Source organism: Pseudomonas sp. 06C 126, from assembly GCF_001855215.1.
In the GTDB taxonomy this organism is placed as follows: Bacteria; Pseudomonadota; Gammaproteobacteria; order Pseudomonadales; family Pseudomonadaceae; genus Aquipseudomonas; species Aquipseudomonas proteolytica.
In genome coordinates, this window is sequence record NZ_MIFU01000001.1 from 284530 (window position 1) to 310595 (window position 26066).

General features: G+C 61.7%; 23 protein-coding genes. 10 read left to right on the forward strand and 13 right to left on the reverse strand.

What is annotated here, in order from left to right; all coding sequences use genetic code 11:
- Window positions 1-22: 22 nt before the first annotated feature.
- The gene (glnK, locus tag BHC62_RS01375; RefSeq protein WP_002555808.1) at window positions 23-361 is read right to left on the reverse strand and encodes a P-II family nitrogen regulator; all 339 of its coding nucleotides are present in this window, start codon (window positions 359-361) and stop codon (window positions 23-25) included.
- A gap of 420 nt (window positions 362-781) precedes the next feature.
- On the opposite strand from glnK, the gene BHC62_RS01380 reads away from it, so the two are divergent.
- Both BHC62_RS01380 and BHC62_RS01385 read left to right on the forward strand, forming a co-directional pair.
- Complete coding sequence (locus tag BHC62_RS01380; RefSeq protein WP_029289742.1) at window positions 782-1045, forward strand: accessory factor UbiK family protein; 264 nt, start codon at window positions 782-784, stop codon at window positions 1043-1045.
- Window positions 1046-1259: 214 nt separating this feature from the next.
- Window positions 1260-2756, forward strand: coding sequence for a YifB family Mg chelatase-like AAA ATPase (locus BHC62_RS01385; protein WP_070994043.1), 1497 nt, complete (start codon window positions 1260-1262; stop codon window positions 2754-2756).
- Here the strand turns inward: BHC62_RS01385 and BHC62_RS01390 are convergent.
- On the reverse strand, window positions 2753-3337 hold the full coding sequence (locus BHC62_RS01390) for a TetR/AcrR family transcriptional regulator (protein WP_029289746.1): 585 nt from the start codon (window positions 3335-3337) through the stop codon (window positions 2753-2755). The two genes, BHC62_RS01385 and BHC62_RS01390, sit on opposite strands and share 4 nt — an antisense overlap.
- A 113-nt stretch (window positions 3338-3450) precedes the next feature.
- Between BHC62_RS01390 and BHC62_RS01395 the strand changes: the two genes are divergently transcribed.
- Complete coding sequence (locus BHC62_RS01395) at window positions 3451-4374, forward strand: ABC transporter six-transmembrane domain-containing protein (RefSeq protein ID WP_029289748.1); 924 nt, start codon at window positions 3451-3453, stop codon at window positions 4372-4374.
- 117 nt (window positions 4375-4491) lie between these two features.
- Here the strand turns inward: BHC62_RS01395 and BHC62_RS01400 are convergent, their stop codons facing one another.
- Together BHC62_RS01400 and BHC62_RS01405 are read right to left on the reverse strand one after the other, a co-directional pair.
- Complete coding sequence (locus BHC62_RS01400; RefSeq protein WP_070994044.1) at window positions 4492-6468, reverse strand: methyl-accepting chemotaxis protein; 1977 nt, start codon at window positions 6466-6468, stop codon at window positions 4492-4494.
- 188 nt (window positions 6469-6656) lie between these two features.
- Window positions 6657-7577 (reverse strand): LysR substrate-binding domain-containing protein, encoded by a 921-nt coding sequence (locus BHC62_RS01405; RefSeq protein WP_029289752.1) that lies wholly within the window; start codon window positions 7575-7577, stop codon window positions 6657-6659.
- Window positions 7578-7729: 152 nt separating this feature from the next.
- Between BHC62_RS01405 and BHC62_RS01410 the strand changes: the two genes are divergently transcribed.
- A complete protein-coding gene (locus BHC62_RS01410) occupies window positions 7730-9124 on the forward strand; it encodes a NorM family multidrug efflux MATE transporter (protein WP_070994045.1) in 1395 nt (464 codons plus the stop codon).
- A 66-nt stretch (window positions 9125-9190) separates the two neighbouring features.
- Here BHC62_RS01410 and BHC62_RS01415 read toward each other — a convergent pair whose 3' ends face one another.
- On the reverse strand, window positions 9191-10864 hold the full coding sequence (locus BHC62_RS01415; RefSeq protein ID WP_029289756.1) for a bifunctional diguanylate cyclase/phosphodiesterase: 1674 nt from the start codon (window positions 10862-10864) through the stop codon (window positions 9191-9193).
- Window positions 10865-11131: 267 nt separating this feature from the next.
- On the opposite strand from BHC62_RS01415, the gene rep reads away from it, so the two are divergent.
- Window positions 11132-13141, forward strand: coding sequence for a DNA helicase Rep (rep, locus tag BHC62_RS01420; protein WP_029289758.1), 2010 nt, complete (start codon window positions 11132-11134; stop codon window positions 13139-13141).
- Window positions 13142-13198: 57 nt separating this feature from the next.
- Entirely contained in the window at window positions 13199-13771 is a 573-nt protein-coding gene (locus BHC62_RS01425) for a xanthine phosphoribosyltransferase (protein ID WP_029289761.1), read from the forward strand.
- 131 nt (window positions 13772-13902) lie between these two features.
- On the opposite strand, the gene BHC62_RS01430 is transcribed toward BHC62_RS01425, so the two are convergent.
- The 6 genes from BHC62_RS01430 to dadA form a co-directional block, all read right to left on the reverse strand.
- Complete coding sequence (locus BHC62_RS01430) at window positions 13903-15825, reverse strand: acetyl-CoA hydrolase/transferase C-terminal domain-containing protein (protein WP_070994046.1); 1923 nt, start codon at window positions 15823-15825, stop codon at window positions 13903-13905.
- A 132-nt stretch (window positions 15826-15957) separates the two neighbouring features.
- Window positions 15958-16371: a cytochrome c5 family protein gene (locus BHC62_RS01435; protein ID WP_070994047.1), complete on the reverse strand. Its 414-nt coding sequence runs from the start codon at window positions 16369-16371 to the stop codon at window positions 15958-15960.
- A 181-nt stretch (window positions 16372-16552) separates the two neighbouring features.
- Window positions 16553-17101: a cupin domain-containing protein gene (locus BHC62_RS01440; protein ID WP_029289768.1), complete on the reverse strand. Its 549-nt coding sequence runs from the start codon at window positions 17099-17101 to the stop codon at window positions 16553-16555.
- 116 nt (window positions 17102-17217) lie between these two features.
- Window positions 17218-18291, reverse strand: a complete 1074-nt coding sequence (alr, locus tag BHC62_RS01445) for an alanine racemase (RefSeq protein ID WP_070994048.1) — start codon at window positions 18289-18291, stop codon at window positions 17218-17220.
- A 77-nt stretch (window positions 18292-18368) separates the two neighbouring features.
- Entirely contained in the window at window positions 18369-18722 is a 354-nt protein-coding gene (locus BHC62_RS01450) for a RidA family protein (RefSeq protein ID WP_029289772.1), read from the reverse strand.
- Window positions 18694-19995, reverse strand: a complete 1302-nt coding sequence (gene dadA, locus BHC62_RS01455; protein ID WP_029289774.1) for a D-amino acid dehydrogenase — start codon at window positions 19993-19995, stop codon at window positions 18694-18696. The genes BHC62_RS01450 and dadA overlap by 29 nt, the downstream gene beginning before the upstream one ends.
- Window positions 19996-20151: 156 nt before the next feature.
- Here dadA and BHC62_RS01460 point away from each other — a divergent pair, with 156 nt between their 5' ends.
- Window positions 20152-20640 (forward strand): Lrp/AsnC ligand binding domain-containing protein, encoded by a 489-nt coding sequence (locus BHC62_RS01460; protein WP_003206849.1) that lies wholly within the window; start codon window positions 20152-20154, stop codon window positions 20638-20640.
- Window positions 20641-20752: 112 nt separating this feature from the next.
- Here BHC62_RS01460 and BHC62_RS01465 read toward each other — a convergent pair whose 3' ends face one another.
- Window positions 20753-21106, reverse strand: a complete 354-nt coding sequence (locus BHC62_RS01465; protein ID WP_029289779.1) for a YkgJ family cysteine cluster protein — start codon at window positions 21104-21106, stop codon at window positions 20753-20755.
- Between the two features lie 115 nt (window positions 21107-21221).
- Here BHC62_RS01465 and BHC62_RS01470 point away from each other — a divergent pair, with 115 nt between their 5' ends.
- A complete protein-coding gene (locus BHC62_RS01470; RefSeq protein WP_070994049.1) occupies window positions 21222-22514 on the forward strand; it encodes an FAD-binding oxidoreductase in 1293 nt (430 codons plus the stop codon).
- A 1-nt stretch (window position 22515) separates the two neighbouring features.
- Here BHC62_RS01470 and BHC62_RS01475 read toward each other — a convergent pair whose 3' ends face one another.
- Window positions 22516-22749 (reverse strand): DUF1127 domain-containing protein, encoded by a 234-nt coding sequence (locus BHC62_RS01475; RefSeq protein WP_029289783.1) that lies wholly within the window; start codon window positions 22747-22749, stop codon window positions 22516-22518.
- A gap of 166 nt (window positions 22750-22915) precedes the next feature.
- On the opposite strand from BHC62_RS01475, the gene BHC62_RS01480 reads away from it, so the two are divergent.
- Entirely contained in the window at window positions 22916-24349 is a 1434-nt protein-coding gene (locus BHC62_RS01480) for a PLP-dependent aminotransferase family protein (protein ID WP_029289785.1), read from the forward strand.
- Window positions 24350-24411: 62 nt separating this feature from the next.
- Window positions 24412-25977 carry a phospholipase D family protein gene (locus tag BHC62_RS01485; RefSeq protein ID WP_029289787.1) on the forward strand — a complete coding sequence of 522 codons (1566 nt, stop codon included), beginning with the start codon at window positions 24412-24414 and terminating at the stop codon, window positions 25975-25977.
- Window positions 25978-26066 lie beyond the last annotated feature (89 nt).

A 26066-nucleotide genomic window follows, 5' to 3' on the forward strand; every position in this document is an offset into this window, starting at 1 on the left:
TGGGGCGTTGGGGTTTGGCGGCTTAGATTGCGTCGGTATCGGTTTCGCCGGTACGGATGCGAATAGCCTGTTCCAGATTGACCACGAAGATCTTGCCGTCACCGATCTTTCCGGTGTTGGCCGCCTTGGTTATCGCCTCGATAACCCGATCAAGATCCTTGTCGTCAATGGCGACATCAATCTTCACCTTCGGCAGGAAATCGACTACATATTCCGCGCCGCGATACAGCTCGGTATGACCCTTCTGCCGACCGAAGCCTTTGACCTCAGTGACGGTAATGCCCTGCACGCCGATCTCGGACAGTGACTCGCGTACATCGTCCAACTTGAACGGCTTGATGATGGCAGTGACTAGCTTCATGAAAACTCTCTCCCGAATTGGTGGACTTGCCCCAGGAAAACAAACCCGTCTCAAGTCTAAGCGCAGTGCCTGGCTTTGTAACGCATCGTCGCCTTGGCAATTGCCTTTGCGACGCCAGCTAACCGTTGGTGACGAAACAAGTACCCTGATCCGTCAGCGCACTGCATTCGTCACAGCGACTGCATCAGTGCATGGGTCATGATCGTCTAAGCAGAAACCTTGCCAGCTCCGTAAAAATCACTGAAATCAATCCGTTGCCCGCCTACATCCGCCCACAGGCCTGTGCTGCGGCCTGGATACGCACAAAAACGGTGCATACCCATTCGGGCCGATGCGCGAAAAGCGTGCGTAGATCACCTTGAAAAGACTGTAGGCGCTGCGTGATACACTGCCGGCCAACTGTTTTCCGGAATGTTTCCCATGCTCGCGCCCAAAGACCTCCTCGACGCCCTGAGCGGCCATGCCTCTCGCCTGTTCAGCGGCGAAACCCCGCTGCCTCGCAACGAAATCGAAAGCCAGTTCAAGGCGCTGCTGCAAAGCGGGTTCAGCAAACTGGACCTGGTGAGCCGCGAGGAATTCGACAGCCAGATGGTGGTCCTGGCCCGCACCCGCGCGCGTCTGGAGAGCCTGGAGGCGAAGGTCGCGGAGTTGGAAGCCAAGTTGACGCCACCCGCTGCTGAATAAACGCGGTCAGTGTGGGAGCTGGCTTGCCTGCGATAGCATCGCCTCAGTCTTTCTGATACACCGAGGCGTGTGCATCGCAGGCAAGCCAGCTCCCACATAAAGCGCTGCGAACGACTCCGGATACGTTCTGTAAAACCTCCCCCGCCTCGCTCTTCCCCACCTCGTCTACCCTTGAAAAACCCGCAGGAAGCGGCCTCTCTTTCAAGGAACGAGCATGTCCCTCGCCATCGTCCACAGCCGCGCCCAGATCGGCGTCGAAGCCCCTGCCGTCACGGTCGAAGTGCATATGGCCAATGGCTTGCCATCGTTGACCCTGGTGGGCCTGCCCGAGGCTGCTGTGAAGGAAAGCAAGGACCGCGTACGCAGCGCCATTCTCAACAGCGCGCTGCAATACCCCGCACGCCGCATTACGCTCAACCTGGCCCCCGCCGACCTGCCCAAGGACGGTGGGCGGTTTGACTTGGCGATTGCCCTGGGGATTCTCGCGGCCAGTGTGCAGGTGCCAGCGTTGATGCTCGATGATGTGGAGTGTCTGGGCGAACTGGCCCTGTCCGGCGAGGTGCGAGCGGTGAAAGGCGTGTTGCCGGCCGCCCTGGCGGCACGCAAGGCCGGGCGCACGGTGATCGTGCCTCGGGCCAATGCCGAGGAAGCCTGCCTGGCGTCCGGGCTGACGGTGATTGCGGTGGATCATCTGCTGCAGGTGGTGGCGCACCTTAATGGGCAGGTGCCGATTGAACCGTTCAAGTCCGACGGTTTGCTGTACCTGAACAAGCCCTACCCCGACCTGAGTGAAGTGCAAGGCCAACTGGCGGCCAAGCGAGCGCTGTTGATTGCCGCAGCAGGCGCCCACAACCTGTTGTTCAGCGGCCCGCCGGGCACCGGCAAGACCCTTCTCGCCAGCCGCCTCCCCGGCTTGCTGCCGCCGCTGAGTGAACAGGAAGCCCTGGAAGTGGCGGCGATCCAGTCGGTGGTCAGCCTCGCTCCGTTGAGCCACTGGCCGCACCGGCCATTCCGTCAGCCGCATCATTCCGCGTCCGGGCCGGCGCTGGTGGGTGGCGGCTCGAAACCCCAGCCAGGGGAAATCACCCTGGCCCATCATGGGGTGCTGTTTCTCGATGAGTTGCCAGAGTTTGATCGCAAAGTGCTTGAGGTGCTGCGCGAGCCGCTGGAGTCCGGGCATATCGTGATTTCCCGCGCCCGCGACCGTGTGAGTTTCCCGGCGCGGTTTCAACTGGTAGCGGCGATGAACCCCTGCCCTTGCGGCTATATGGGCGAGCCCAGCGGGCGCTGTCGTTGCACGCCGGAGCAGGTCCAGCGCTACCGCAACAAACTGTCCGGGCCGCTGCTGGACCGCATCGACCTGCACCTGACCGTCGCCCGGGAAAGCACCGCGCTGAACCCTGCCAAACAAACCGGCAATGACACGGCCAGCGCTTCTGCCCTCGTCGCCGACGCCAGGGATCGCCAGCAGCAACGCCAGGGTTGTGCAAATGCTTTCCTCGACCTGACGGGGTTGCGCCGCCACTGCGAGTTATCGAAAGTCGACGAAGGCTGGCTGGAGACGGCCTGCGAGCGCTTGACCCTGTCGTTGCGCGCGGCCCACCGGCTGCTCAAGGTCGCACGCACCCTGGCGGATCTGGAGCAGGTGGAAAGCATCATGCGGCATCACTTGGCGGAGGCGTTGCAATACCGGCCAGCAACCTTGGGCTAGAGATCCCGGGGTAAGTCCAGCAACCACCCCGCCACTTCCAGCACCTCACCCAGTGCCGATTCAGCGGACTCGGTGGAGGGGTTAAGCATCAGGTCATCGGCATACCCCATCGCCAAGGCAAAGATCTGGCGTGCGGCGCGTGTGGATGAGTCGCAACGGAACACCTGCGCGGCCACACCCCGCTCGATCACCTCCGCCAGCATGGCTTGCCACTGGGCGTTGATCGACAGATAGGCCTGGGCCATTTGCGGGTCATACAGCGCCTCGTCCCAGGCGTCCAGCCACAGTGCCCAGTCGGCATCGGCGCTGCTTGGCAGGCAGTCACGCAGGAACCCCAGCAACGCTTCGAGAGGCGGCGCCAGCGCCAGGGGGGCACGCACTTCGTCCAACTGGTCGGTGGCGAACCGCACGAAGGCTTCGCGGCGCAGTTCTTTCCAGTCGCTGAAGTAGTGATACACGTGGCTGCGGGACAAACCGGCATGCTCCGCCAGATCGCGGGTGGAGACATCGGCAAAACCCTTGCTGCGAAACAGCTCCAGGGCAGCGGTGATGATCTGGTCTTTACGGTCGATACGCGACATGGGCAATTCCTTACGGGCACCGGCAGATAAGCGGCGCTTGCTTTTTGAGCGATCGCTCAAGGATACTTGAGCAGTCGCTCAATAGTAGCGCCTATCACTCCTTTGGTGCACCCATGCCATCCGTAACGCCGCACATCCTGATCGAAGAAAGCAAGAAAATCGGCCAGCAATCCGCCAGCCAAACCCTCAAGGCAATCGCCAGGGCTTACCCCTGGAAGCTGTTTGGCACGTTGTCGTTGGTCGCGCTGGAGAACGCCTTGCTGTTGGCCTACCCGCTATTTGCGGGTTTCGCTGTGGACTCGATCCTGCGCGGCGATGCCGGCAGCGCGTTGATTTATGCAGCCGTGGTCATGGCTTTCTGGGTAGTCGGTGCCGCACGCCGGGCCCTGGATACCCGTACCTTCACCCGGATCTACGCCGACCTTGCCGTGCCGGTGATTCTCAACCAGCGCCTGCAAAACCACAGCACGTCAAAGGCTGCCGCGCGGGTAGTGCTGGCACGGGATTTTGTTGATTTTTTCGAAAAACACGTGCCGGTGATTGCTACGGCCCTGGTATCCATCGTTGGCGCAGCCGTGATGCTCCTGGTGATTGAACCCTGGGTCGGCCTGGCCTGCTTTGCCGCGCTGGTGCTGTGCATCACCCTGCTGCCGCGCTTTGCCCGCCGTAACGAGCAATTGCACAAACGCTTGAATAACCGCCTGGAGAAAGAAATTGGCCTGGTGGAAAAGGTCAGCGCCCAGACCCTGCGCCGCCATTACCAACTGCTGTCACGCCTGCGTATCTGGCTATCGGACCGCGAGGCCGCGGCGTTCCTGTTTATCGGCACGCTGGCGGCGCTGCTGTTTGTGGTCGCCATCAGCCAGCTGGCCCTGTCGCCTGCAGTCAAGGCCGGCCACGTGTATGCGGTGATGACGTACTTGTGGACCTTCGTCAGCAGCCTCGACGAAGCACCAGGGATGGTCGATCAACTGGCGCGGCTCAAGGACATCGGCAAGCGCGTGGACCCAGGGCTCGGCGATCGAACCGAGGCTTGAGAGCCGAGTCAGCCGTCATCGCGGGCAAGCCCGGCTCCCACACTGAACCGGTTTCTTCAATTGAACACGGTCAACTGTGGGAGCCGGGCTTGCCCGCGATGAGGCCCTGACAGTCAATCAACGAAACCGATCAACCTCATGCCGCAGCCCCGCCGCCAGCGTCTCTAACTCCCTGGCGGTAATCGCCAGGTTCGAGACCACTTCACGTTGTTCACTGTTGGCCAGCGCAATGCTCTGCAGGTTGCTGCTGAGCAAGGTCGCCGTGCTGCTTTGCTCCTGGGTGGCGGTGGTGATCGCGGCGAATTGCTGCCCCGCCGAGCGGCTTTGTTCGTCAATGCGCGCCAGGGCCGAGGCAACGTCGGCATTGCGCGACAAGCCTTCCTGCATCAGCACATTGCCCTGCTCCATGGTGCTGATGGCATTGCCGGTTTCCTGCTGGATGCTCTGGATCATCCCGGAGATCTCGTCGGTGGCCTGGCGGGTGCGTGAGGCCAGGTTGCGCACCTCATCGGCAACCACGGCAAACCCACGCCCCTGCTCCCCGGCCCGTGCCGCCTCGATGGCCGCGTTGAGGGCCAACAGGTTGGTCTGGTCGGCAATCGAGGTGATCACGCCGACGATGCCACCGATTTCCTGGGAACGCTGGCCCAGGGTGTTGATCACCGTGGCCGTGCTGTTGAGTGCCGTAGCGATATGCTCCAGGGACGCCGACGCCTCCTGCATCGAGTTGCGGCCAATGCGGGTCTGCTGGGCATTTTCCTGGGCCAGGCGTTCGGTATTGCCCATGTTGTCGGCAATGTTCAACGAGGTGGCACTGAACTCTTCCACCGCACCGGCCATGCTGGTGATCTCGCCGGACTGCTGCTCCATGCCTTCATAGGCCCCACCTGACAAGCCCGACAGCGCCTGAGCGCGGCTGTTGACCTCCTCGGCCGCCTCACGGATATGCGAGACCATGGTCGACAGGGCCTCGCCCATCTGGTTGAAACTGCGCGCCAATTGACCGATTTCGTCATGGCTGGACACATTCAACCGCGCACTCAAATCACCGGCGCCCAGGGCTTCGGCCTGGCGCACCAGGTCGCTCAATGGAGCCAGCTTACTGCGCAACAGCCACACCGTGGCGCCTACTGCCAGCAACATCGCCAGCACACTGCCGATCACCAAGCGGATGCCGACTTCCCAGGTCACTGCGCGAATTTCAGCCTTGGGCATGCTCGCTACCACCGCCCAGGGGCCGCCTTCGAACGGCACCGAGACGCTGTAGAAATCTTCGTGCTTGTCGCTCCAGAAACGGCCTGCGCCCGGTTTCTTCGCCAGGTCGAGCATCACCGCAATGGCCTCGTCCGGCGCCTGCACCCCAGCCGGCGCCACCAGCCAATGCTTCTGTTCATCCAGCAGCGCGAGCGAGCCGGTCTGGCCGATGCGAAAACGTTTGAGGTTTTCAAACTGGGCGTTCTGGGCGTCGGTGTAATCAAAACCGATGAACAGCACGGCGATGACCTTGCCACTGCTGTCACGCACCGGGCTGTATTGAGTCATGTAGGAACGGTCGAACAGCACCGCACGGCCGATGTAGGTCTGGCCGCCGGCCACGCGCTGGTAGGCCGCGCCCTGACGGTCGAGCACGGTGCCGATGGCGCGGTTGCCATCCTGTTTGGTCAGGGAGGTACTGATGCGGATGAAGTCTTCGCCGCTGCGCACAAACACCGTGGCCACGCCGCCGGACATCTGCTTGAACTCATCGACCTCGTCGAAGTTGTTGTTGAGCACCGCATCGCCCAGGTAAAGACTCGGGGTCGCTACCCCGGCCACATTCACCGTCTGCTCGGCATGCACACTCAGGCCTGCGCCAAAGCGCTTTTCAAACAGCCCGCTCAAACGCTGAGTGCTCTCGCGCAAGGTGCTGTGGAAGGTATTGAGTTGGTCGGCGAGCAAACGCGCTTCGCTGGCCAGGTGTTCTTCACGGGTCTGCAGGTTGGCCGAATCAAGGGAGCGCAGGGCAAACACGGTGCTGCCGCTGATCACGACAGCCAATATGACCGCCAAGGCGATGCCCAGCTGCGAAGCTATGCGGGCGCGGGGTTGAGACATGACTGCTCCTGGCCGAGGCCCGGATCTTCCTGATCTCATAGCGCTAATCGGCGAATTTCTTGAATTGGGGGCACGCTGAGCCGCAACTAATGGCAGCTGCGACACACCTACTTCGGCGGCCGGGGCCAATACTTGAGCAAATCACAGGGGTATCACTCCAACGCCTTGTTGGCGGGCGCTGCATCGATTCAGTCGAGCTGTTCCACTGCCGGCAGTGCCATGGCCCGCACTTCACTTTGCAGAAAGTCCGACAGCCTGCGCAGGCGCTCACCGCCGGGGCGGGTCTTGGGCCAGACCAGGTAGTAGCTCTCGCCGCTGGCCACCGCAGTAGGCCAAGGCAGGCTCAAACGGCCCTGGGCCACATCCTCGGCGACCATCAGCAAGTCGCCCATGGACACGCCGTAGCCCCGGGCGGCAGCAATCATGCCCAGCTCCAGGGTATCGAACACCTGCCCGCCCTTGATGGCGACGCGAGAGGCCAGCCCCGTGCGTTGCAACCAGCGGCGCCAATCACGCCGGTCCGGCGTGGGGTGCAGCAGCTCGGCGCCGGCCAGGCGTTCCACATCCCAGGGGCCATCGTTAAGCAAGTTCGGAGCGCCCACCGGGATCAGCAATTCAGGAAACAGGTAACTGGCTTCCCAGTCCGCAGGAAAGTGCCCATCGCTCAGCAGGACCGCGCAGTCGAACGGCTCCTGGTTGAAATCCACCTCATCGATGCTCATCCACGCGCTGGTCAACTGCACCTCATTGCCCGGCTGCAGATGCCGGAACCGACTCAACCGCGCCAGCAACCAACGCATGGTCAGGGTCGACGGGGCCTTCATGCGCAAGATGTCGTCCTCGGCATTCAAGGTATGGCAAGCGCGTTCCAGGGCGGCAAAACCCTCGCGCACGCCGGGCAACAGCAGGCGCGCCGACTCGGTGAGCTGCAAGGTGCGCCCGCTGCGCTGGAACAGACGGCAGGCGAAGTGCTCCTCCAGAGTGCGGATATGCCGGCTGACCGCGCTTTGGGTGATCGACAACTCCTCGGCGGCACGGGTGAACGAATTGTGCCGGGACGCCGCTTCAAACGCGCGCAGGGCATACAGCGGAGGAAGACGACGAGACATGAAGAAAACTCCGACGGCTTGATCCGCAAACCCTACCAGAATCGTCCAGGCATGAGTTTTAATCATGTGACTGATCGCATTTATCCCTTTGTGCAAAGCGCTGAGAGCGCCGAGAATCAACCGCTCTACCCTTTATACAAATATTGAGCGTGATGATCATGCAGCATCCGGCGCGTACCGAACTCTGGGCCATTCTGCGGCTGTCAGGGCCGTTGATTGCCTCACAGTTGGCGCACATGCTGATGGTGCTCACCGACACCTTGATGATGGCCCGCCTGAGCCCCGAAGCCCTGGCCGGCGGCGGGCTGGGGGCGGCGAGCTACTCGTTTGTGTCGATCTTTTGCATCGGCGTGATAGCCGCCGTGGGCACCCTGGTCGCTATCCGCCAGGGCGCCGGCGATATCGAAGGCGCCACCCGCCTGACCCAGGCGGGACTCTGGCTGGCCTGGCTGATGGCCCTGGTGGCGGGCCTGCTGCTGTGGAACCTCAAGCCCGTACTGCTGATGTTCGGCCAGACCGAAACCAACGTGCAGTCGGCTGGCCAGTTCCTGATGATCCTGCCGTTCGCCCTGCCCGGCTACCTGACGTTCATGGCCCTGCGCGGCTTCACCAGCGCCATCGGCAAAGCCACGCCGGTGATGGTGATCAGCCTGTGCGGCACGGTGATCAACTACCTGCTCAACCATGCGTTGATCGAAGGCATGTTCGGCCTGCCCAAGCTGGGCCTGATGGGCATTGGCCTGGTCACCGCGATTGTCGCCAACTGCATGGCCCTGGCGCTGTTGTGGTACATCAAATACAACCGCGCCTACGCGGCCTACCCATTGGGCAAGGGCCTGTTGCGGCCCAACCTGCACTACCTGCGCGAGCTGTGGCGCCTGGGCCTGCCGATTGGCGGCACCTATGCAGTGGAAGTCGGCTTGTTCGCCTTCGCGGCGCTGTGCATGGGGACCATGGGCAGTACGCAGTTGGCAGCGCATCAGATTGCCCTGCAAATCGTCTCGGTGGCGTTCATGGTGCCGGCGGGCATGTCTTATGCGGTCACCATGCGCATCGGTTTGCATTACGGCGGTGGGCACCTGCTGGGCGCGAGGCTGGCCGGGCGGGTCGGGATCGCCTTCGGCGCAACGGTGATGCTGGGGTTTGCCATGGTGTTCTGGTTGTTTTCAGACCCGCTGATCGGCCTGTTCCTCGACCATGACGACCCGGCCTTCGCCCAGGTGATCAGCCTGGCGGTCAGCCTGTTGGCGGTGGCGGCGTGGTTCGAGTTGTTCGACGGCGTGCAAACCATTGCCATGGGTTGTATCCGCGGGCTCAAGGATGCCAAGACCACTTTCCTCGTCGGCCTGGGCTGCTACTGGTTGATTGGCGCGCCAGCGGCCTGGTTGATGGCGTTTACCCTGGATTGGGGCCCGACCGGCGTGTGGTGGGGACTGGCGCTGGGCCTGGCCTGTGCGGCGATTACCCTGACGTGGGCGTTTGAAAGAAAGATGAGGCGAATGATTGCCCAGGAACCGCAAATCGACATGGCCCCACAGCCGAACTGAAGCATGTACTCGGTCAATGTGGGAGCTGGCTTGCCTGCTCCCACATTTTTGATTGGGTTTACAAAGTCAGATCACTTCACCCAACAACGCCTGTTGGCTGCTGCCAAATGTCAGGTATTCCACCAACTCCGGCAACGGCAATGGCTTGCTGATCAGGTAACCCTGGGCCTGGTCGCAGCCAAACAGACGCAATAACGCCAGTTGCTCCGGCGTCTCCACACCTTCGGCCACCACTTCCAGGTTGAGGTTATGGGCCAGGTTGATCATGGCGTGCACCAGCTTGCGGTTTTCCTCGCGCTCTTCCATGCCGCCGACAAAGCTCTTGTCGATCTTGAGCAGGGCAATCGGCAGGCTGTTGAGGTGTACGAAGGATGAAAACCCGGTACCAAAGTCATCCAGGGAAAAGCGTACGCCCAGGCGGCCCAAGGCATCCATGGTCTGCTTGACCAGGTCGCTGCGGCGCATCACGGCGGTTTCCGTCAGTTCGAATTCCAGCCACTGCGCCTCCACCCCACGCTCGGCAATCAGCCGGCTCAAGGTCGACAGCAATTGGCTGTCCTGGAATTGGCGGAACGACAGGTTGACCGCCATGTGCAGCGGCGGCAGGCCGCGTTCGCGCAGGTCCTGCATGTCGCGCAGGGCACGGGAAATCACCCAGTAGCCCAACGGCACAATCAGGCCGCTCTGCTCGGCCAACGGCACGAACTCGCTTGGCGGCAACAGGCCGCGCTCGCCATGGCGCCAGCGCACCAGGGCTTCGAGGCCGACGATATGCCCATCGTCCAGGTCCAGACGCGGCTGGTAATGCAGCTCCAGCTCATCACGGCGCAGCGCCCGGCGCAGTTCGCTTTCCAGGTCGGCAAGGCTGCGGGCGTTGCGGTTGATTCGTTCATTGAAGATATGAAAGGTGCAGCCCTGGGTGCTCTTGGCCTGTTGCATGGCGATATGCGCGTGCCACATCAACGGGTCGGCGCCGGCCTTGGCGCGGGCATGGGCCACACCGAGGCTGCAGCCGATCAGCAGGCTCTCGCCATCGACCCAGTAAGGTTCGGCCATGGCCTCGGTGATGCGTTCGGCCATCCACTCGGCGCGTTGCGGCGCGCGGCGGGTGTCGATCAACAAGGCGAATTCGTCACTGCCCAGGCGCGCCAGTTGGTCGCCGGCTTCGAGCTGGCTCTTGAGCCGCGAGACCACTTGCAGGATCAGCCGGTCGCCCGCCTGGTGGCCGAGGGCATCGTTGGCATGGCGGAAGTTGTCCAGGTCCAGATGGCCGAGTGCCAGGCCACGCCCGTCGTTTTCTGCCAGGCGCGCGGCCAGCAGGGTCTGGAACCCCTGGCGGTTGGCGATGCCGGTCAGCGGATCCTGTTCGGCCAGGCGTTGCAGAGTGTTTTCCAGCAAGCCGCGCTCGCGCACATGGCGCAGGCAGCGGCGAACCGTATCGACATCAAACGCACCGAGGATCAGCCAGTCGCTGGCGCCCAACGGCGCAACCAGCGGCTCCTGCTCCAGCAGCAAGACGGTCGGCAGGCTGCAACGGCCTGGGCCGGGTTGCAGGCTGGGGGTGGTGAGCAAGACGGCGGTGCGGTCGTCGTCGAACAGGCTGCTCACCGACTCCCAATTTGGCGCACTGATCAGCACTGCCCCGTCGCCCATCGGCGCCAGGCACTCGCGCAACAACGCTGCCCACGTAGGCGTATCGGCCAATAGCAGCAAACGCAAGGGTTCGACAGGCGTAGACAAGCTAGCTCCCTAGACTGTGCAAGATTTCGTTGGCGGCGGGCATTATGACGTGCAGCCTGATAATCACCAATGATATTGGTTATCAAATACGCGCAGTGCGGCTCTAGATCGAACGATAGACCCAAAAACCCCGCACATCCTGCGGCAAAGTAACAAAAGCGGCAAATTTAGATCGAGTGGTACGTCACACTGTCGTTCAGAGGCAGCAGAATCTTGCCAGCCTGTTAAAATGCCCGCCCTTTTGAACAATGACTCCCAAAATTCCGTATGTCCCGACTCAATCCCCGGCAGCAAGAAGCCGTGAACTACGTCGGCGGCCCTCTATTGGTGCTCGCCGGTGCTGGCTCCGGCAAGACCAGCGTGATCACCCGCAAGATCGCGCACTTGATCCAGAACTGTGGCATCCGTGCCCAGTACATCGTCGCCATGACCTTTACCAACAAGGCCGCGCGCGAGATGAAAGAGCGCGTCGGCACCCTGCTCAAGGGCGGCGAAGGCCGTGGCCTCACCGTGTGTACCTTCCACAACCTGGGGCTGAACATCATCCGCAAGGAGCATGCGCGGCTGGGCTACAAGCCGGGCTTCTCGATCTTTGACGAGACCGACGTCAAGGCCCTGATGACCGACATCATGCAGAAGGAATACGCGGGCGACGACGGCGTCGATGAGATCAAGAACATGATCGGCGCCTGGAAAAACGACCTGATCCTGCCCCCCGAAGCCCTAGAAAACGCACGCAACCCCAAGGAACAGACCGCCGCCATCGTCTACACCCACTACCAGCGCACGCTCAAGGCGTTCAATGCGGTGGACTTCGACGACCTGATCCTGCAGCCGGTCAAGCTGTTCCAGGAACACGCCGACATCCTCGAAAAGTGGCAGAACAAGGTGCGCTACCTGCTGGTGGATGAATACCAGGACACCAACGCCAGCCAGTATTTGCTGGTGAAGTTGCTGATCGGTACACGCAACCAGTTCACCGTGGTCGGCGACGATGACCAGTCGATCTACGCCTGGCGCGGCGCGCGCCCGGAAAACCTGATGCTGCTCAAGGTCGACTACCCGTCGCTGAAAGTGGTGATGCTGGAGCAGAACTATCGCTCCACCAGCCGCATCCTGCGTTGCGCCAACGTGCTGATCTCCAACAACCCCCACGAGTTTGAAAAGCAGCTGTGGAGCGAGATGGGCCATGGCGACGAAATCCGCGTGATCCGCTGCCGCAACGAAGATGCCGAAGCCGAGCGCGTGGCCGTCGAGATCCTCAGCCTGCACCTGCGCACCGACCGGCCCTACAGCGATTTTGCGATCCTGTATCGCGGTAACTACCAGGCCAAGCTGATCGAGCTGAAGCTGCAGCACCACCAGGTGCCGTATCGCCTGTCAGGCGGCAACAGCTTTTTCGGACGCCAGGAAGTAAAGGATCTGATGGCCTACTTCCGGTTGATCGTGAACCCGGATGACGACAACGCCTTCCTGCGCGTGATCAACGTGCCGCGCCGGGAGATCGGCTCCACCACCCTGGAAAAACTCGGCAACTACGCCACCGAACGCAAGATCTCGATGTACGCCGCCACCGACGAAATCGGCCTGGGCGAACACCTGGATACGCGCTTCACCGATCGCCTGTCGCGCTTCAAGCGCTTTATGGACAAGGTGCGCGAGCAGTGCGCCGGCGAAGACCCGATCAGCGCCCTGCGCAGCATGGTCATGGATATCGACTATGAAAACTGGCTGCGCACCAACAGCTCCAGCGACAAGGCCGCGGATTACCGCATGGGCAACGTCTGGTTCCTGATCGAAGCGCTGAAGAACACCCTGGAAAAAGACGAAGACGGTGAAATGACCGTCGAGGACGCCATCGGCAAGCTGGTCCTGCGCGACATGCTCGAGCGCCAGCAGGAAGAAGAAGATGGCGCCGAAGGGGTGCAAATGATGACCTTGCATGCATCCAAGGGCCTGGAATTCCCCTATGTGTTCATCATGGGCATGGAAGAGGAAATCCTCCCACACCGCTCCAGTATCGAAGCCGACACCATTGAAGAAGAACGGCGCCTGGCCTACGTGGGCATTACCCGCGCGCGTCAGACCCTGGCCTTCACCTTTGCGGCCAAGCGCAAGCAATACGGCGAGATCATCGACTGCGCCCCGAGCCGCTTCCTCGATGAGCTGCCACCGGACGATTTGGCCTGGGAAGGCAACGACGACACCCCGACTGAAGTCAAGGCGGTACGCGGCAACACTGCCCTGGCGGATATACGCGCGATGCTAAAGCGCTAGAATCGACTACTTTTTAATCTACTTTCGGCGCCCCTTGCGCCACCAGAGGAAGCTTTTGTGGAAGCACTGCACAAGAAAATTCGCGAAGAAGGCATCGTGCTTTCCGACCAGGTACTCAAGGTCGACGCCTTTCTGAACCATCAGATCGACCCGGCGCTGATGAAGCTGATCGGCGACGAATTCGCCGCGCTGTTCAAGGATTCGGGGATCACCAAGATCGTCACCATCGAAGCCTCGGGCATCGCGCCGGCGATCATGACCGGCCTGAACCTGGGCGTGCCGGTGATTTTCGCCCGCAAGCAACAGTCCCTGACCCTGACGGAAAACCTGCTGTCGGCGACGGTGTATTCCTTCACCAAGAAAGTCGAAAGCACCGTGGCGATTTCCCCGCGTCACCTGACCAGCAGCGACCGCGTGCTGGTGATCGATGACTTCCTGGCCAACGGCAAGGCGTCCCAGGCGCTGATTTCGATCATCAAACAGGCCGGCGCCACCGTGGCAGGCCTGGGGATTGTGATCGAGAAGTCGTTCCAGGGCGGCCGTGCAGAGCTGGATGCCCAGGGCTACCGTGTTGAGTCGCTGGCGCGGGTGAAGTCCCTGGCCGGTGGGGTTGTGACCTTCATCGACTGAAGGTGAGCGAGCACAGTTAAAAATGTGGGAGCTGGCTTGCCTGCGATAGCGCAGTGTCAGGCGACAGAGATGTCGACTGTCAGGCCCTCATCGCAGGCAAGCCAGCTCCCACATTTGCCTTGTGTTACCTATCAGTGTGCGGTGGCCTGTAGGCCAGCAAGCAATAGGCGCTGATACAGATCCTCTTTAAACCCCTCAGGCTTATCCAGGCGCATGCGCACCAGATGCTCGGGAAACGCCGCAGGTTCCGGTGCATCCAGCGCCGCCTTGCCCAACTCCAGAATCTCCGTCAGCTTGAATTTGCTCTTGAGCCAGTTCAGCGCGCGCAACAAATCCCGCTCTTGATCAGTGAAATCACTGCCCAGCGGATACTCCGGAAACAGCCTTGAATGCCGCGCCTGCACCGCCTGCAAACGCTCGGGAGTGTTGTCGGCAAAGCGTGGGTCGAGCTGGAAGTCCTTGGGCAACTTGCCGGCTTTTTGCGCCTGTTCGATCAAGTCGGCCTGGAACCGTGAGTCGGTGATATTGAGCAACGCCTCGATCACCTTGGCGTCGGTCTGGCCGCGCAGGTCAGCGATACCGTATTCGGTGATCACGATATCGCGCAGGTGCCGTGGAATCGTGCAATGGCCGTACTCCCAGACAATATTGGAGCTGACCTCGCCAGCCGATTCGCGCCAACTGCGCAGGATCAGGATCGAGCGCGCACCCTCCAGCGCATGGCCTTGGGCGACAAAGTTGTATTGCCCACCCACACCGCTGAGCACGCGGCCATCTTCCAGTTGGTCGGCAACGCCTGCACCCAGTAGCGTCACCATGATCGCGCTGTTGATAAACCGCGCATCCACGCGCTGTAAACGCTTGAGTTCTTCCTGCCCGTACAGCTCGTTGATATAGCTGATGCGGGTCATGTTGAATTCCAGACGCTTGGCGTGGGTCATTTCCTGCAAGCGCTGGTAAAAACTGCGGGGGCCGAGGAAAAACCCACCGTGGATCGATATGCCATCGGGCTGCGCCGCATCGTCCAGCAGGCCTGCGTTGGCCTGCTCCTGCGTCGCCACATCCGGGTACACCTTGCGCCGCACAATCCCGGCATCGGCCAGCACCAGCAGGCCGTTGACGAACATTTCGCTGCAACCATAAAGGCCCCGGGCAAACGGTTCGACCCCACCCTCACGGCTGATCAGCGGCGCCCATTGGTACACATCCAGGTCGGTGAGCAACTGCCGATAGCTCTCGTTATCGGCCTGACGCGCCAGCAACGCGGCGGTCAAGGCGTCGCCCATCGAACCGATACCAATCTGCAAGGTGCCGCCATCGCGCACCAGGGTGCTGGCGTGCAAACCGATGAAGTGGTCCTGCAAACCCACTGGCATGTTGGGCGTAGAGAACAGCGTGGTGCGGTCTTTTTCGTCGATCAGGAAGTCGAACTGATCCATGCCCAGTTCGGCATCACCGGGCATGTAGGGCAAATCTTCATGCACCTGGCCGACCACCAGGATGGTCTCGCCTGCCGCGCGGCGCTTGGCGATCATGGGCAACAGGTCGAGGGTGATATCCGGGTTGCAACTCAGGCTCAGGCGATCCGGGTGCTCACTGCTGCTGGCCACCAATTGCGCAACCAGGTTCAGGCCGGCGGCGTTGATATCGCGAGCGGCATGGCTGTAGTTGCTGCTGACGTAGTCCTGCTGGGCCTGGGCGCTGTGCAACAGGCTGCCGGGCTGCATGAAGAACTGCTGCACGTGGATATTGGCCGGCAGGCTGTCCTTGCGCAGGGCGGCAAGGTAATCCAGCTCGGGATAATCACCGAACACCCGCTCGACAAACGGCTCCAGAAAGCGCTTCTGCAAACCATCACCCAGCGGCGGGCGGCCCAGGCTCAACGCGGTATAGATCGTCAGCGACCGCTCGGGCAGCTTGGCGATACGCCGGTACAAGGCATTGGCAAACAGATTCGGCTTACCCAGACCCAGCGGCATACCCATGTGGATATGCGCCGGTAGGCGCTCCAGTACGTCGTCGACCGCTTGCTCGATTGAACACAACTGCACCATCCGACCCTCCTGACGTTCCGTGATTAGGGGTTGGACCGAGCTTGCCGGGTCTTTGCTGCAATGAACAGCCTTGGCCGGCAAATTGCGGGCACAAAAAAGCCGCTGGTCAGCGGCTTTTTGGCGAAGATCGGTTTATTTCAAACCAGACATCTTCTCGATTGCAGCCTTGAGGTCGTCATCCGAGCAATCGGAGCAGGTGCCTTTAGGCGGCATGGCGTTGATGCCGGTGATGGCCTTGGCCAGGATGCCGTCGAGGCCGCCCTGGTGATCGGCGCGCTCTTTCCAGGCTGCGGTGTCACCGATTTTCGGTGCGCCCAACAGGCCAGTGCCGTGGCAAGCATTACAGTGTTTGGCGACGATCTCGTCCGGCGTTTTTGCGCCGCCGCCGCCCGCTGTCACAGCGACTTCCATGCCCTTGCATTCCTCACCTTGAATACAGACCTTCCCCACGGGTTCAAGGCGCTTGGCAATATCATCATTGGTCGCAGCTTGAGCGCTGGCAGCCCAAAGGGCCAGTACGGTTGCTGGTACAGCCAGCATTTTCATAATTAGGTTCACGCGTTCACCCTCATGGTGGCTATTCACGCCTGCGGCCACGGTTTCGCAGGCGGCGAAAGTATAACGGTTAGGCCGCCTCACTGAAACAACCCTATTATCCAAGGGGAGATTGAGCATGGCGAAATACAACTACGGGCACCTCTGCAAGGTAGGCAGGGCGCCTCTTCTGTTAAAAGTTCGCGGGTGTGGCTGCGCTGATTAGTCGCGCCGGCACATCGAACGGATTGCGAAAACGGTGCGGCTTGGTGCTTTCAAAGTAGTAGCTATCGCCGGCTTCGAGCACAAAAGTTTCGACGCCCACGACCAATTCCAGACGACCTTCCAGCAGGATCCCGGTTTCCTCGCCGTCATGGGTCAGCATTTCCTCACCCGTATCGGCGCCCGGCGGGTAGATTTCGTTGAGAAACGCAATCGCCCGGCTCGGATGTGCCCGGCCCACCAGCTTCATGGTGACCGCGCCATCGGAGATGTCGATCAGCTCATTGGCTTTATAGACGATCTGCGTCGGTTTTTCCTGGAGGATCTCCTCGGAAAAGAACTCGACCATGGACATGGGGATGCCGCCCAGCACCTTGCGCAAGGAGCTGATGGAGGGGCTGACACTGTTTTTCTCGATCATCGAAATGGTGCTGTTGGTGACGCCCGCACGCTTGGCGAGTTCACGCTGGGAAAGACCTTTCAGTTTACGGATGGATTGCAGTCGTTCGCCGACGTCCAATGCAGGAGCCTCCTAGGATTCAGGCTTTGTTGTAATTGAGCGTTATCATGGCGACAGCGTTCAGTATTTACAACACTTTGGTCTGAATCCCGCAGGGCTTCATCTGCAGCTGGCGGCTAAGCGCCGGAATAGAGCCGTGGCACACGGCGCAGGTTGCAGAAAATCTGATAAGGGATGGTCTCGGCGGCGGTCGCCACATCGCTGGCGAGGATGTTTTTGCCCCACAACTCGACGGTCGAACCCAGACCCGCCTGGGGTACATCGGTCAGGTCGATGCACAGCATGTCCATCGACACCCGCCCCAGCAACTGGCTGCGCTGGCCGGCGACCAGTACCGGCGTACCGGTCGGCGCATGCCGTGGATAACCGTCGGCATACCCCATGGCAACCACACCGATACGCATCGGCTTGGGCGTCACGAAGCGCGCGCCATAACCCACGGGCTCGCCCGCAGGCAGCTCGCGTACGCAGATGACTTTCGACTCCAGGGTCATTACCGGCTGCAAACGCGCGGCAACCGCCTGGTCTTCGCCAAACGGCGTCGCACCGTAAAGCATGATGCCGGGCCGTACCCAGTCGCTGGAAACGCTCGGCCAGCCCATCACCGACGGCGAGTTGCGCAGGCTGACCTGGGCCGCCAAGCCCTGGCGCGCGGCCTCGAAGACCGTGACCTGTTCATCGCTGCTCGCGCAGTCCAGCTCATCGGCACGGGCGAAGTGGCTCATCAACACGATCTTGGCCACTTTGCCGCTGGCCAGCAGGCGCTGATAGGCGTCGTGATAATCCTTGGGATGCAAGCCAACCCGGTGCATGCCCGAATCCAGCTTCAACCATACCGTCAGCGGCTTGCTCAGGCGCGCCTGTTCAATCGCTTCCAGCTGCCACAGCGAATGCACCACGCACCAGAAGTCATGCTCGATGATCAGCGGCAGTTCGTCGGCCTCGAAGAACCCTTCGAGCAACAATACCGGCCCACCAATCCCGGCAGCGCGCAGTTCCAGCGCTTCCTCGATACAGGCCACGGCAAAACCGTCGGCCTGGTCTTCCAGGGCCTGGGCCACGCGCACGGCTCCATGGCCGTAGGCATCGGCCTTGATCACGGCAAGGGCCTTGGCCCCGGTCAGTTCGCGGGCCAATTGGTAGTTGTGGCGCAGGGCTTGTAGGTCGATCAGGGCACGGGCAGGACGCATGGCGGCAGGCTTCTAGGCGGCGGTAGGAAGAAAAAACCGGTACCGACCGACAGCGCCGGCACCGGAAGAGGGATCGTTTAAGGCAGAGCGGCCACGACAGACAGCTCGACCAGGATTTCGGGTTCACACAGTTTCGATTCGACCGTGGCACGGGCGGGTGCGACACCTTTTGGCAGCCACTTGTCCCATACCGCGTTCATGCCGGCAAAGTCGGCGTCGATGTCTTTGAGGTAGATCGTCACCGACAGCAACCTGGTTTTGTCGGTACCGGCCAGATCCAGCAAGCGCTCGATGTTGGCCAAGGTCTCGCGGGTCTGCTGTTCAATCCCGGCACTCATGTCGTCGCCGACTTGCCCTGCCAGATACACGGTACCGCTGTGGACAACGATCTGGCTCATGCGCTCATTGGTGAGCTGGCGCTGGATTGACATGTTTTGTGGACTCCTGAGGGTTGCCGTAACGGGAAATATCGAGGCCTGCGGCGCTGATCTGCGGGGTTTTCTTGGCCATCAGGTCCGCCAGCAAGCGGCCAGAGCCACAGGCCATGGTCCAGCCGAGGGTGCCGTGGCCGGTATTCAAGAACAGATTCTTGAACGGGGTAGCGCCGACAATTGGCGTACCGTCCGGGGTGGTCGGGCGCAGGCCGGTCCAGAACGTGGCTTCGCTCAGATCACCGCCCTGAGGATAAAGGTCGTTGACGATCATCTCCAGGGTTTCGCGCCGGCGCGGGTTCAGCGACAGGTCAAAACCGGCTATTTCAGCCATGCCGCCAACCCGGATGCGGTTGTCGAAACGGGTGATCGCAACCTTGTAGGTTTCGTCGAGAATGGTCGAAGTAGGGGCCATCGCCGGGTTGGTGATCGGCACGGTCAGGGAGTAACCCTTGAGCGGATACACCGGTGCCTTGATCCCCAGCGGCTTGAGCAACTGCGGCGAGTAGCTGCCCAGGGCCAGCACGTAGCGATCGGCGGTTTCCAGCTTGCCGTCGATCCACACACCGTTGATACGATCACCGGCGTGGTCCAGGCGCTGAATGTCCTGCTCGAAACGGAACTCCACGCCCAACTGCTTGCACATATCGGCCAGGCGGGTGGTGAACATCTGGCAGTCGCCGGTCTGGTCATTGGGCAGGCGCAAGGCACCGGCCAGGATATCCGTGACGCTGGCCAGGGCCGGCTCGACGCGGGCGATGCCGGCGCGGTCGAGCAGCTCGAACGGTACGCCGGACTCTTTCAACACGGCAATATCCTTGGCCGCACCATCGAGTTGCGCCTGGGTACGGAACAATTGCGTAGTACCCAGGCTACGGCCTTCGTAGGCAATGCCGGTTTCGGCGCGCAGTTCGTCGAGGCAGTCGCGGCTGTACTCGGACAGACGCACCATGCGCTCCTTGTTCACCGCATAGCGGTTGGCCGTGCAGTTGCGCAGCATCTGCGCCATCCACAGGTATTGGTCGATATCGGCCGTGGCCTTGATCGCCAGCGGCGCATGGCGCTGCAGCAGCCACTTGATGGCCTTGAGCGGCACACCCGGCGCAGCCCATGGCGACGCATAGCCGGGCGAAACCTGGCCGGCGTTGGCGAAGCTGGTCTCCATTGCAACGGCCGGCTGACGGTCGACCACGACCACCTCAAAACCGGCACGCGCCAAATAGTAGGCACTGGCCACACCAATGACACCGCTACCCAAGACCAAAACGCGCATTTTTATATCCTCATCACGGCTTGACCGCTGACGTTTGTTGTTCAGCACAAAGATGTGGGCAGTATAAAAAGCAATGACCAGTGCATTTCACTATATAAGTGCCTATATTTGGCGACAATTCTCGGCAAAAACCCTTTTCACGGAGGAGCATCCCCTATGCGGACCAATACCCAGACCAAGCGGGAGCTGGACAAGATCGACCGCAACATCCTGCGCATCCTGCAGGCGGACGGGCGGATATCGTTTACCGAGCTGGGGGAGAAGGTAGGACTGTCGACCACGCCCTGCACCGAACGGGTCCGGCGCCTGGAGCGCGAGGGGATCATCATGGGCTACAACGCCCGCCTCAATCCGCAGCACTTGAAGGGTAGCCTGCTGGTGTTTGTCGAGATCAGCCTCGACTACAAATCCGGCGATACCTTCGAAGAATTCCGACGTGCCGTGCTGAAACTGCCCCATGTGCTGGAGTGCCACCTGGTCTCGGGGGATTTCGACTATCTAGTGAAGGCGCGGATTTCCGAAATGGCGTCGTACCGCAAACTGCTGGGCGACATCCTGCTCAAGCTGCCCCATGTGCGCGAGTCCAAGAGCTATATCGTGATGGAAGAGGTGAAGGAGAGCCTGAACCTGCCGATCCCGGATTGATCCTGTGGGAGCTGGCTTGCCTGCGATAGCGATCAACCCGCCGCCATTTTCATGGCCTGGCACACCGTCATCGCAGGCAAGCCAGCTCCCACCTTTTGACCGAGTACATCTGTCAGACCAGCACCTGCCGCGTCGTCGCCATGTACTCGTGGATCTGCTTCTCGACCCGAGGGTGAATCAGTTCCACCGGCCCACGGTTATTGGGGCATGGCAGGCTGGGCGTAGTACCAAACAACCTACAGATCAATGGGCGCTCGTCGTACACCGTGCAGCCGTTGGGCCCCAGGTGTACACAGTTCAGCTCATCCATGGCCGCTTCCTGCTCGGCCGCGGTCTTGCGCGGCAGGCGCGACATTTCCTCGGTGGATGTAGTCACCGGCCCACAGCAATCATGGCAACCCGGCACACACTCGAACGAGGGAATCTGCCGGCGCAGCGCGTTGACTTTCTGGCTGTTGCAACTCATCGAAACCCATACCGAACGGCGAATAGGCGTGGATTTTGCCCTAAAAGCCCCGAGTGAGACAGCTTCACCCGACCGCTGTATCCTGCGTCAAATTTTCCAAACACGGATGCTCCCCATGACCGCCAGCGCCCGGCACACCGCTTCCTACTACGCCGCCAGCAGCCTGCCGCAACCCGATTACCCGGTGCTGGCGGGTGAAGTCGTCGCCGATGTGTGCGTGGTGGGCGGTGGGTTTTCCGGGCTGAACACCGCGCTGGAACTGGCTGAACGGGGCTTCAGCGTGGTGCTGCTGGAGGCCCGCAAGATTGCCTGGGGCGCCAGCGGGCGCAATGGCGGGCAGTTGATTCGTGGCGTCGGCCACGGCCTTGATCAGTTTGCCAATGTGGTCGGCACCGAAGGCGTGCGGCAGATGAAGTTGATGGGCCTGGAAGCCGTGGAAATCGTGCGCCAGCGGGTCGAGCGCTTCCAGATTGAATGCGACCTGACCTGGGGTTACTGCGACCTGGCCAACAAGCCCCGCGACCTGCAGGGCCTGGCCGCCGATGCCGAGGAGTTGCACGACCTGGGTTATCGCCATGAACTGCGCCTGCTGCAAGCCGGGGAGATGGGTAGCGTGATCGGTTCCGACCGTTACGTAGGCGGCATGATCGACATGGGTTCCGGCCACCTGCACCCGCTGAACCTGGCCCTCGGCGAAGCCGCCGCCGCGCAGCAACTGGGAGTCAGGCTGTTCGAGCACTCCGCAGCGGTGCGCATCGACTACGGCCCTGAAGTCAAAGTCCATACCGCCCACGGCAGTGTGCGCGCCAAGACTCTGGTGCTGGGCTGCAATGCCTACCTCAACGGCCTCAACCCCCACCTGAGCGGTAAGGTGCTGCCCGCCGGCAGCTACATCATCGCCACCGAACCCTTGAGCCCGACCCAGGCCGCCGAACTGCTGCCGCAAAACATGGCCGTGTGTGATCAGCGGGTCACGGTGGATTACTTCCGGCTGTCAGCCGACCGCCGCCTGCTGTTTGGCGGCGCCTGCCATTATTCCGGGCGCGACCCTCAAGACATCGCGGCTTATATGCGGCCCAAGATGCTCCAGGTCTTCCCGCAACTGGCCGAGGTGAAAATCGACTACCAATGGGGCGGCATGATCGGCATCGGTGCCAACCGCCTGCCGCAGATTGGCCGCTTGGCCGACCAACCCAACGTGTACTTTGCCCAGGCGTATGCCGGCCATGGCCTGAACGCCACCCACCTGGCGGGCAAGCTGCTGGCCGAAGCCATTAGCGGCCAGCACCGTGGGCGCTTCGATCTGTTTGCCCAGGTGCCCCACGTCACCGTCCCTGGCGGTAAGCACTTGCGCTCGCCGTTGCTGGCCCTGGGCATGCTCTGGCACCGCTTGAAAGAACTGCTCTGACTCACCCGCGCCAGAACGGTTTCAAGCCTTCCTGGCGCGCTTGCTCAGCGCTTAAGCCGATATCGCGCAGTTGCTCCGGGGTCAGGTCCAGCAGGGCCTGGCGCGTGTGGCGACGGCGCCAGAACAGTTCCCAACGGCTCGGCTGACCAGGCGCCAGCCCAGTCAGCCCACGCTCCTGCCCTGCTTCCAGTTCCTGACTGTGTAGCGCCAGCCGCACATCGCTCAAGCCACTCATTGTCGTGCCCCTCATTTGCCTGTTGCCATGAGTGACTAGAATGGATGGCGCGGCAAAACCATTACAGATTCAACCAACCTTTATTAAATCCATACAGATACTGCCATGCAGGGGCTGAATCCTGTATTTTCCCTTCATCTGTACTGGTCCACCGGGAGCGACCGCCATGACCCTCTACGTCAACCTCGCCGAATTGCTGGGTACCCGCATCGAGCAAGGCTTCTATCGCCCCGGCGATCGCCTGCCCTCGGTGCGTGCCCTGAGCGTGGAACATGGCGTCAGCCTGAGCACCGTGCAACAGGCTTACCGGTTACTGGAAGACAACGGCCTGGCGACTCCAAAGCCAAAATCCGGTTACTTCGTGCCCGTCGGGCGCGAGCTGCCGGCGCTGCCCGCCGTGGGTCGGCCGGCCCAGCGCCCGGTGGAGATCTCCCAGTGGGACCAGGTACTGGAACTGGTGCGCGCGGTGCCGCGCAAAGACGTCATACAGATGGGCCGCGGTATGCCAGATGTAATGTCACCGACCATCAAGCCCTTGCTGCGCAGCCTGGCCCGGGTCAGTCGCCGCCAGGACCTGCCGGGCCTGTACTACGACAACATCTACGGCTGTATGGAATTGCGCGAGCAAATAGCCCGTCTGTCATTGGATTCCGGCTGCCAGCTCGACGCCCAGGACATCGTGATCACCACTGGCTGCCACGAAGCCTTATCCTCCAGCATCCGCGCGATTTGCGAACCCGGCGATATCGTCGCCGTGGACTCGCCAAGCTTCCATGGCGCCATGCAGACCCTCAAGGGCCTGGGCATGAAAGCCCTGGAAATCCCCACCGACCCGCTCACCGGCATCAGCCTCGAAGCCCTGGAACTGGCCCTGGAGCAATGGCCGATCAAGGTTATCCAGCTGACGCCCAACTGCAACAACCCCCTGGGCTACATCATGCCCGAGGCGCGCAAGCGGGCGCTGCTGACCCTGGCCCAGCGCTTTGACGTGGCGATCATTGAGGACGATGTGTATGGCGAACTGGCCTACAGCTACCCGCGACCGCGCACCATCAAGTCCTTCGACGAAGATGGCCGCGTCCTACTCTGCAGCTCGTTCTCCAAGACCCTGGCCCCCGGCCTGCGGATCGGCTGGGTAGCGCCCGGACGCTATCTGGAGCGGGTGCTGCACATGAAGTACATCAGCACCGGCTCCACCGCCACCCAACCACAGATCGCCATTGCCGAATTCCTCAAGAACGGGCACTTCGAACCGCATTTGCGGCGCATGCGTACCCAATACCAGCGCAATCGCGACCTGATGCTCGATTGGGTCAGCCGCTATTTCCCCGCTGGCACCCGCGCCAGCCGGCCCCAGGGCAGCTTTATGCTGTGGGTGGAACTGCCCGAAGGCTTCGACACCCTCAGGCTCAACCGGGCCCTGGTCGAGCAGGGGGTGCAAATTGCCGTAGGCAGTATCTTTTCCGCTTCGGGCAAATACCGTAACTGCCTGCGGATGAACTACGCTGCCAAGCCAACCCCGCAGATTGAAGAGGCGGTGCGCAAGGTCGGGGCAACGGCGAGCAAGATGCTCGCCGAAGCCGAACAGCGGATGGACTGACCTTTTGCCAGCAATCACCGTCATATGCCCACCACCGTCCTGATTCGGAACCTGTCTCCTTGATGAGCCAACGGCTATTAGCGTTCTTTTTGCTGGGGTTCCTGGGCCTGGGCGGTTGCGCCACCCTGGACGTGCCCCGGGTGCCCAGCGAGGCACTGCCGGCGACGCAGTCCGCCTTTGGGCGCTCGATCCAGGCCCAGGCCGCGCCCTATCAGGGCCGCTCCGGGTTTCGCCTGCTGCCCAACAGCAGCGAAGCGTTCATGGCCCGCGCCGAATTGATCCGCAATGCCCAGACCAGCCTCGACTTGCAGTACTACATCGTCCATGACGGCATCAGCACGCGCATGCTGGTGGACGAGCTGCTGACGGCGGCCGACCGTGGCGTGCGGGTGCGCATCCTCCTCGATGACACCACCAGCGACGGCCTGGACCAGATCATCGCCACACTGGCTGCACATCCGCAGATCCAGATCCGCCTGTTCAACCCCTTGCACCTGGGGCGCAGCACCGGCGTGACACGGGCCATGGGCCGGCTGTTCAACCTGTCGCTGCAACACCGGCGCATGCACAACAAGCTATGGCTGGCCGACAATAGCGTGGCGATTGTCGGCGGGCGCAACCTGGGGGATGAGTATTTCGATGCCGAGCCCAACCTGAACTTCACCGATATCGACATGCTCAGTGTGGGACCCGTGGCCGAGCAACTGGGCCACAGTTTTGATCAGTACTGGAACAGTGCGCTGAGCAAACCTATCGCCGACTTTATCTCCAGCGCCCCGTCCTCCCGCGACCTGGCCACGGCGCGCGGGCTTCTGGAGAAGTCCCTGGCCGAATCGCGCCAGCAAAACCATGCCCTGTATAACCGCCTGCGGACCTACCAGACCCAGCCACGCATGGATATCTGGCGCCGGGAACTGATCTGGGCCTGGAACCAGGCACTGTGGGACGCGCCGAGCAAGGTCCTGGCCAAGGCCGATCCCGACCCACAACTGCTGCTCACGACCCAACTGGGGCCAGAGCTGGAAGGCGTGCACAGTGAGCTGATGATGATTTCGGCCTACTTCGTGCCCGGCCAGCCGGGCCTGGTGTACCTCACCGGCCGCGCGGACGCAGGCGTCGACGTGCGCCTGCTGACCAACGCCCTGGAAGCCACCGACGTGCCGGCGGTGCATGGCGGCTATGCGCCCTATCGCAAGGCGCTGCTGGAACACGGGGTGAAGTTGTACGAACTGCGCCGCCAACCGGGTGACGGTGGCGGCAGTGGCCCGCACCTGCTGGGCAGCCGCTCGCTGCACGGTTCGGACTCGAGCCTGCACAGCAAGGCGATGATTTTTGATCGGCAGAAGTCGTTTATCGGCTCGTTCAATTTCGACCCGCGTTCGGTGCTGTGGAACACCGAGGTCGGCGTGCTGGTGGACAGCCCCGAACTGGCCGAGCATGTTCGTAACCTGGCCCTGCAAGGGATGGCGCCGGCGTTGAGTTATGAGGCAAAACTGCAAGATGGCCAGGTGGTATGGGTCACGGAAGACAACGGCCAGATGCACACCCTGAGCCGCGAGCCGGGGAGCTGGTGGCGCCGGTTCAATGCCTGGTTTGCCACCACCGTGGGTCTGGAGCGCATGCTCTAAGAACCACGAATATCCATTGTGGGAGCTGGCTTGCCTGCGATAGCGGTGGGTCAGTTGGCCCATTTGCTACTGATACACCGCTATCGCAG

Bases quoted from the DNA above. Each gene is read 5' to 3' on its own strand.
- glnK (WP_002555808.1), bottom strand. From the start codon at position 361: ATGAAGCTAGTCACTGCCATCATCAAGCCGTTCAAGTTGGACGATGTA.
- BHC62_RS01380 (WP_029289742.1), top strand. From the start codon at position 782: ATGCTCGCGCCCAAAGACCTCCTCGACGCCCTGAGCGGCCATGCCTCT.
- BHC62_RS01385 (WP_070994043.1), top strand. From the start codon at position 1,260: ATGTCCCTCGCCATCGTCCACAGCCGCGCCCAGATCGGCGTCGAAGCC.
- BHC62_RS01390 (WP_029289746.1), bottom strand. From the start codon at position 3,337: ATGTCGCGTATCGACCGTAAAGACCAGATCATCACCGCTGCCCTGGAG.
- BHC62_RS01395 (WP_029289748.1), top strand. From the start codon at position 3,451: ATGCCATCCGTAACGCCGCACATCCTGATCGAAGAAAGCAAGAAAATC.
- BHC62_RS01400 (WP_070994044.1), bottom strand. From the start codon at position 6,468: ATGTCTCAACCCCGCGCCCGCATAGCTTCGCAGCTGGGCATCGCCTTG.
- BHC62_RS01405 (WP_029289752.1), bottom strand. From the start codon at position 7,577: ATGTCTCGTCGTCTTCCTCCGCTGTATGCCCTGCGCGCGTTTGAAGCG.
- BHC62_RS01410 (WP_070994045.1), top strand. From the start codon at position 7,730: ATGATCATGCAGCATCCGGCGCGTACCGAACTCTGGGCCATTCTGCGG.
- rep (WP_029289758.1), top strand. From the start codon at position 11,132: ATGTCCCGACTCAATCCCCGGCAGCAAGAAGCCGTGAACTACGTCGGC.
- BHC62_RS01430 (WP_070994046.1), bottom strand. From the start codon at position 15,825: ATGGTGCAGTTGTGTTCAATCGAGCAAGCGGTCGACGACGTACTGGAG.
- BHC62_RS01435 (WP_070994047.1), bottom strand. From the start codon at position 16,371: ATGAAAATGCTGGCTGTACCAGCAACCGTACTGGCCCTTTGGGCTGCC.
- alr (WP_070994048.1), bottom strand. From the start codon at position 18,291: ATGCGTCCTGCCCGTGCCCTGATCGACCTACAAGCCCTGCGCCACAAC.
- BHC62_RS01450 (WP_029289772.1), bottom strand. From the start codon at position 18,722: ATGTCAATCCAGCGCCAGCTCACCAATGAGCGCATGAGCCAGATCGTT.
- dadA (WP_029289774.1), bottom strand. From the start codon at position 19,995: ATGCGCGTTTTGGTCTTGGGTAGCGGTGTCATTGGTGTGGCCAGTGCC.
- BHC62_RS01460 (WP_003206849.1), top strand. From the start codon at position 20,152: ATGCGGACCAATACCCAGACCAAGCGGGAGCTGGACAAGATCGACCGC.
- BHC62_RS01465 (WP_029289779.1), bottom strand. From the start codon at position 21,106: ATGAGTTGCAACAGCCAGAAAGTCAACGCGCTGCGCCGGCAGATTCCC.
- BHC62_RS01470 (WP_070994049.1), top strand. From the start codon at position 21,222: ATGACCGCCAGCGCCCGGCACACCGCTTCCTACTACGCCGCCAGCAGC.
- BHC62_RS01475 (WP_029289783.1), bottom strand. From the start codon at position 22,749: ATGAGTGGCTTGAGCGATGTGCGGCTGGCGCTACACAGTCAGGAACTG.
- BHC62_RS01480 (WP_029289785.1), top strand. From the start codon at position 22,916: ATGACCCTCTACGTCAACCTCGCCGAATTGCTGGGTACCCGCATCGAG.
- BHC62_RS01485 (WP_029289787.1), top strand. From the start codon at position 24,412: ATGAGCCAACGGCTATTAGCGTTCTTTTTGCTGGGGTTCCTGGGCCTG.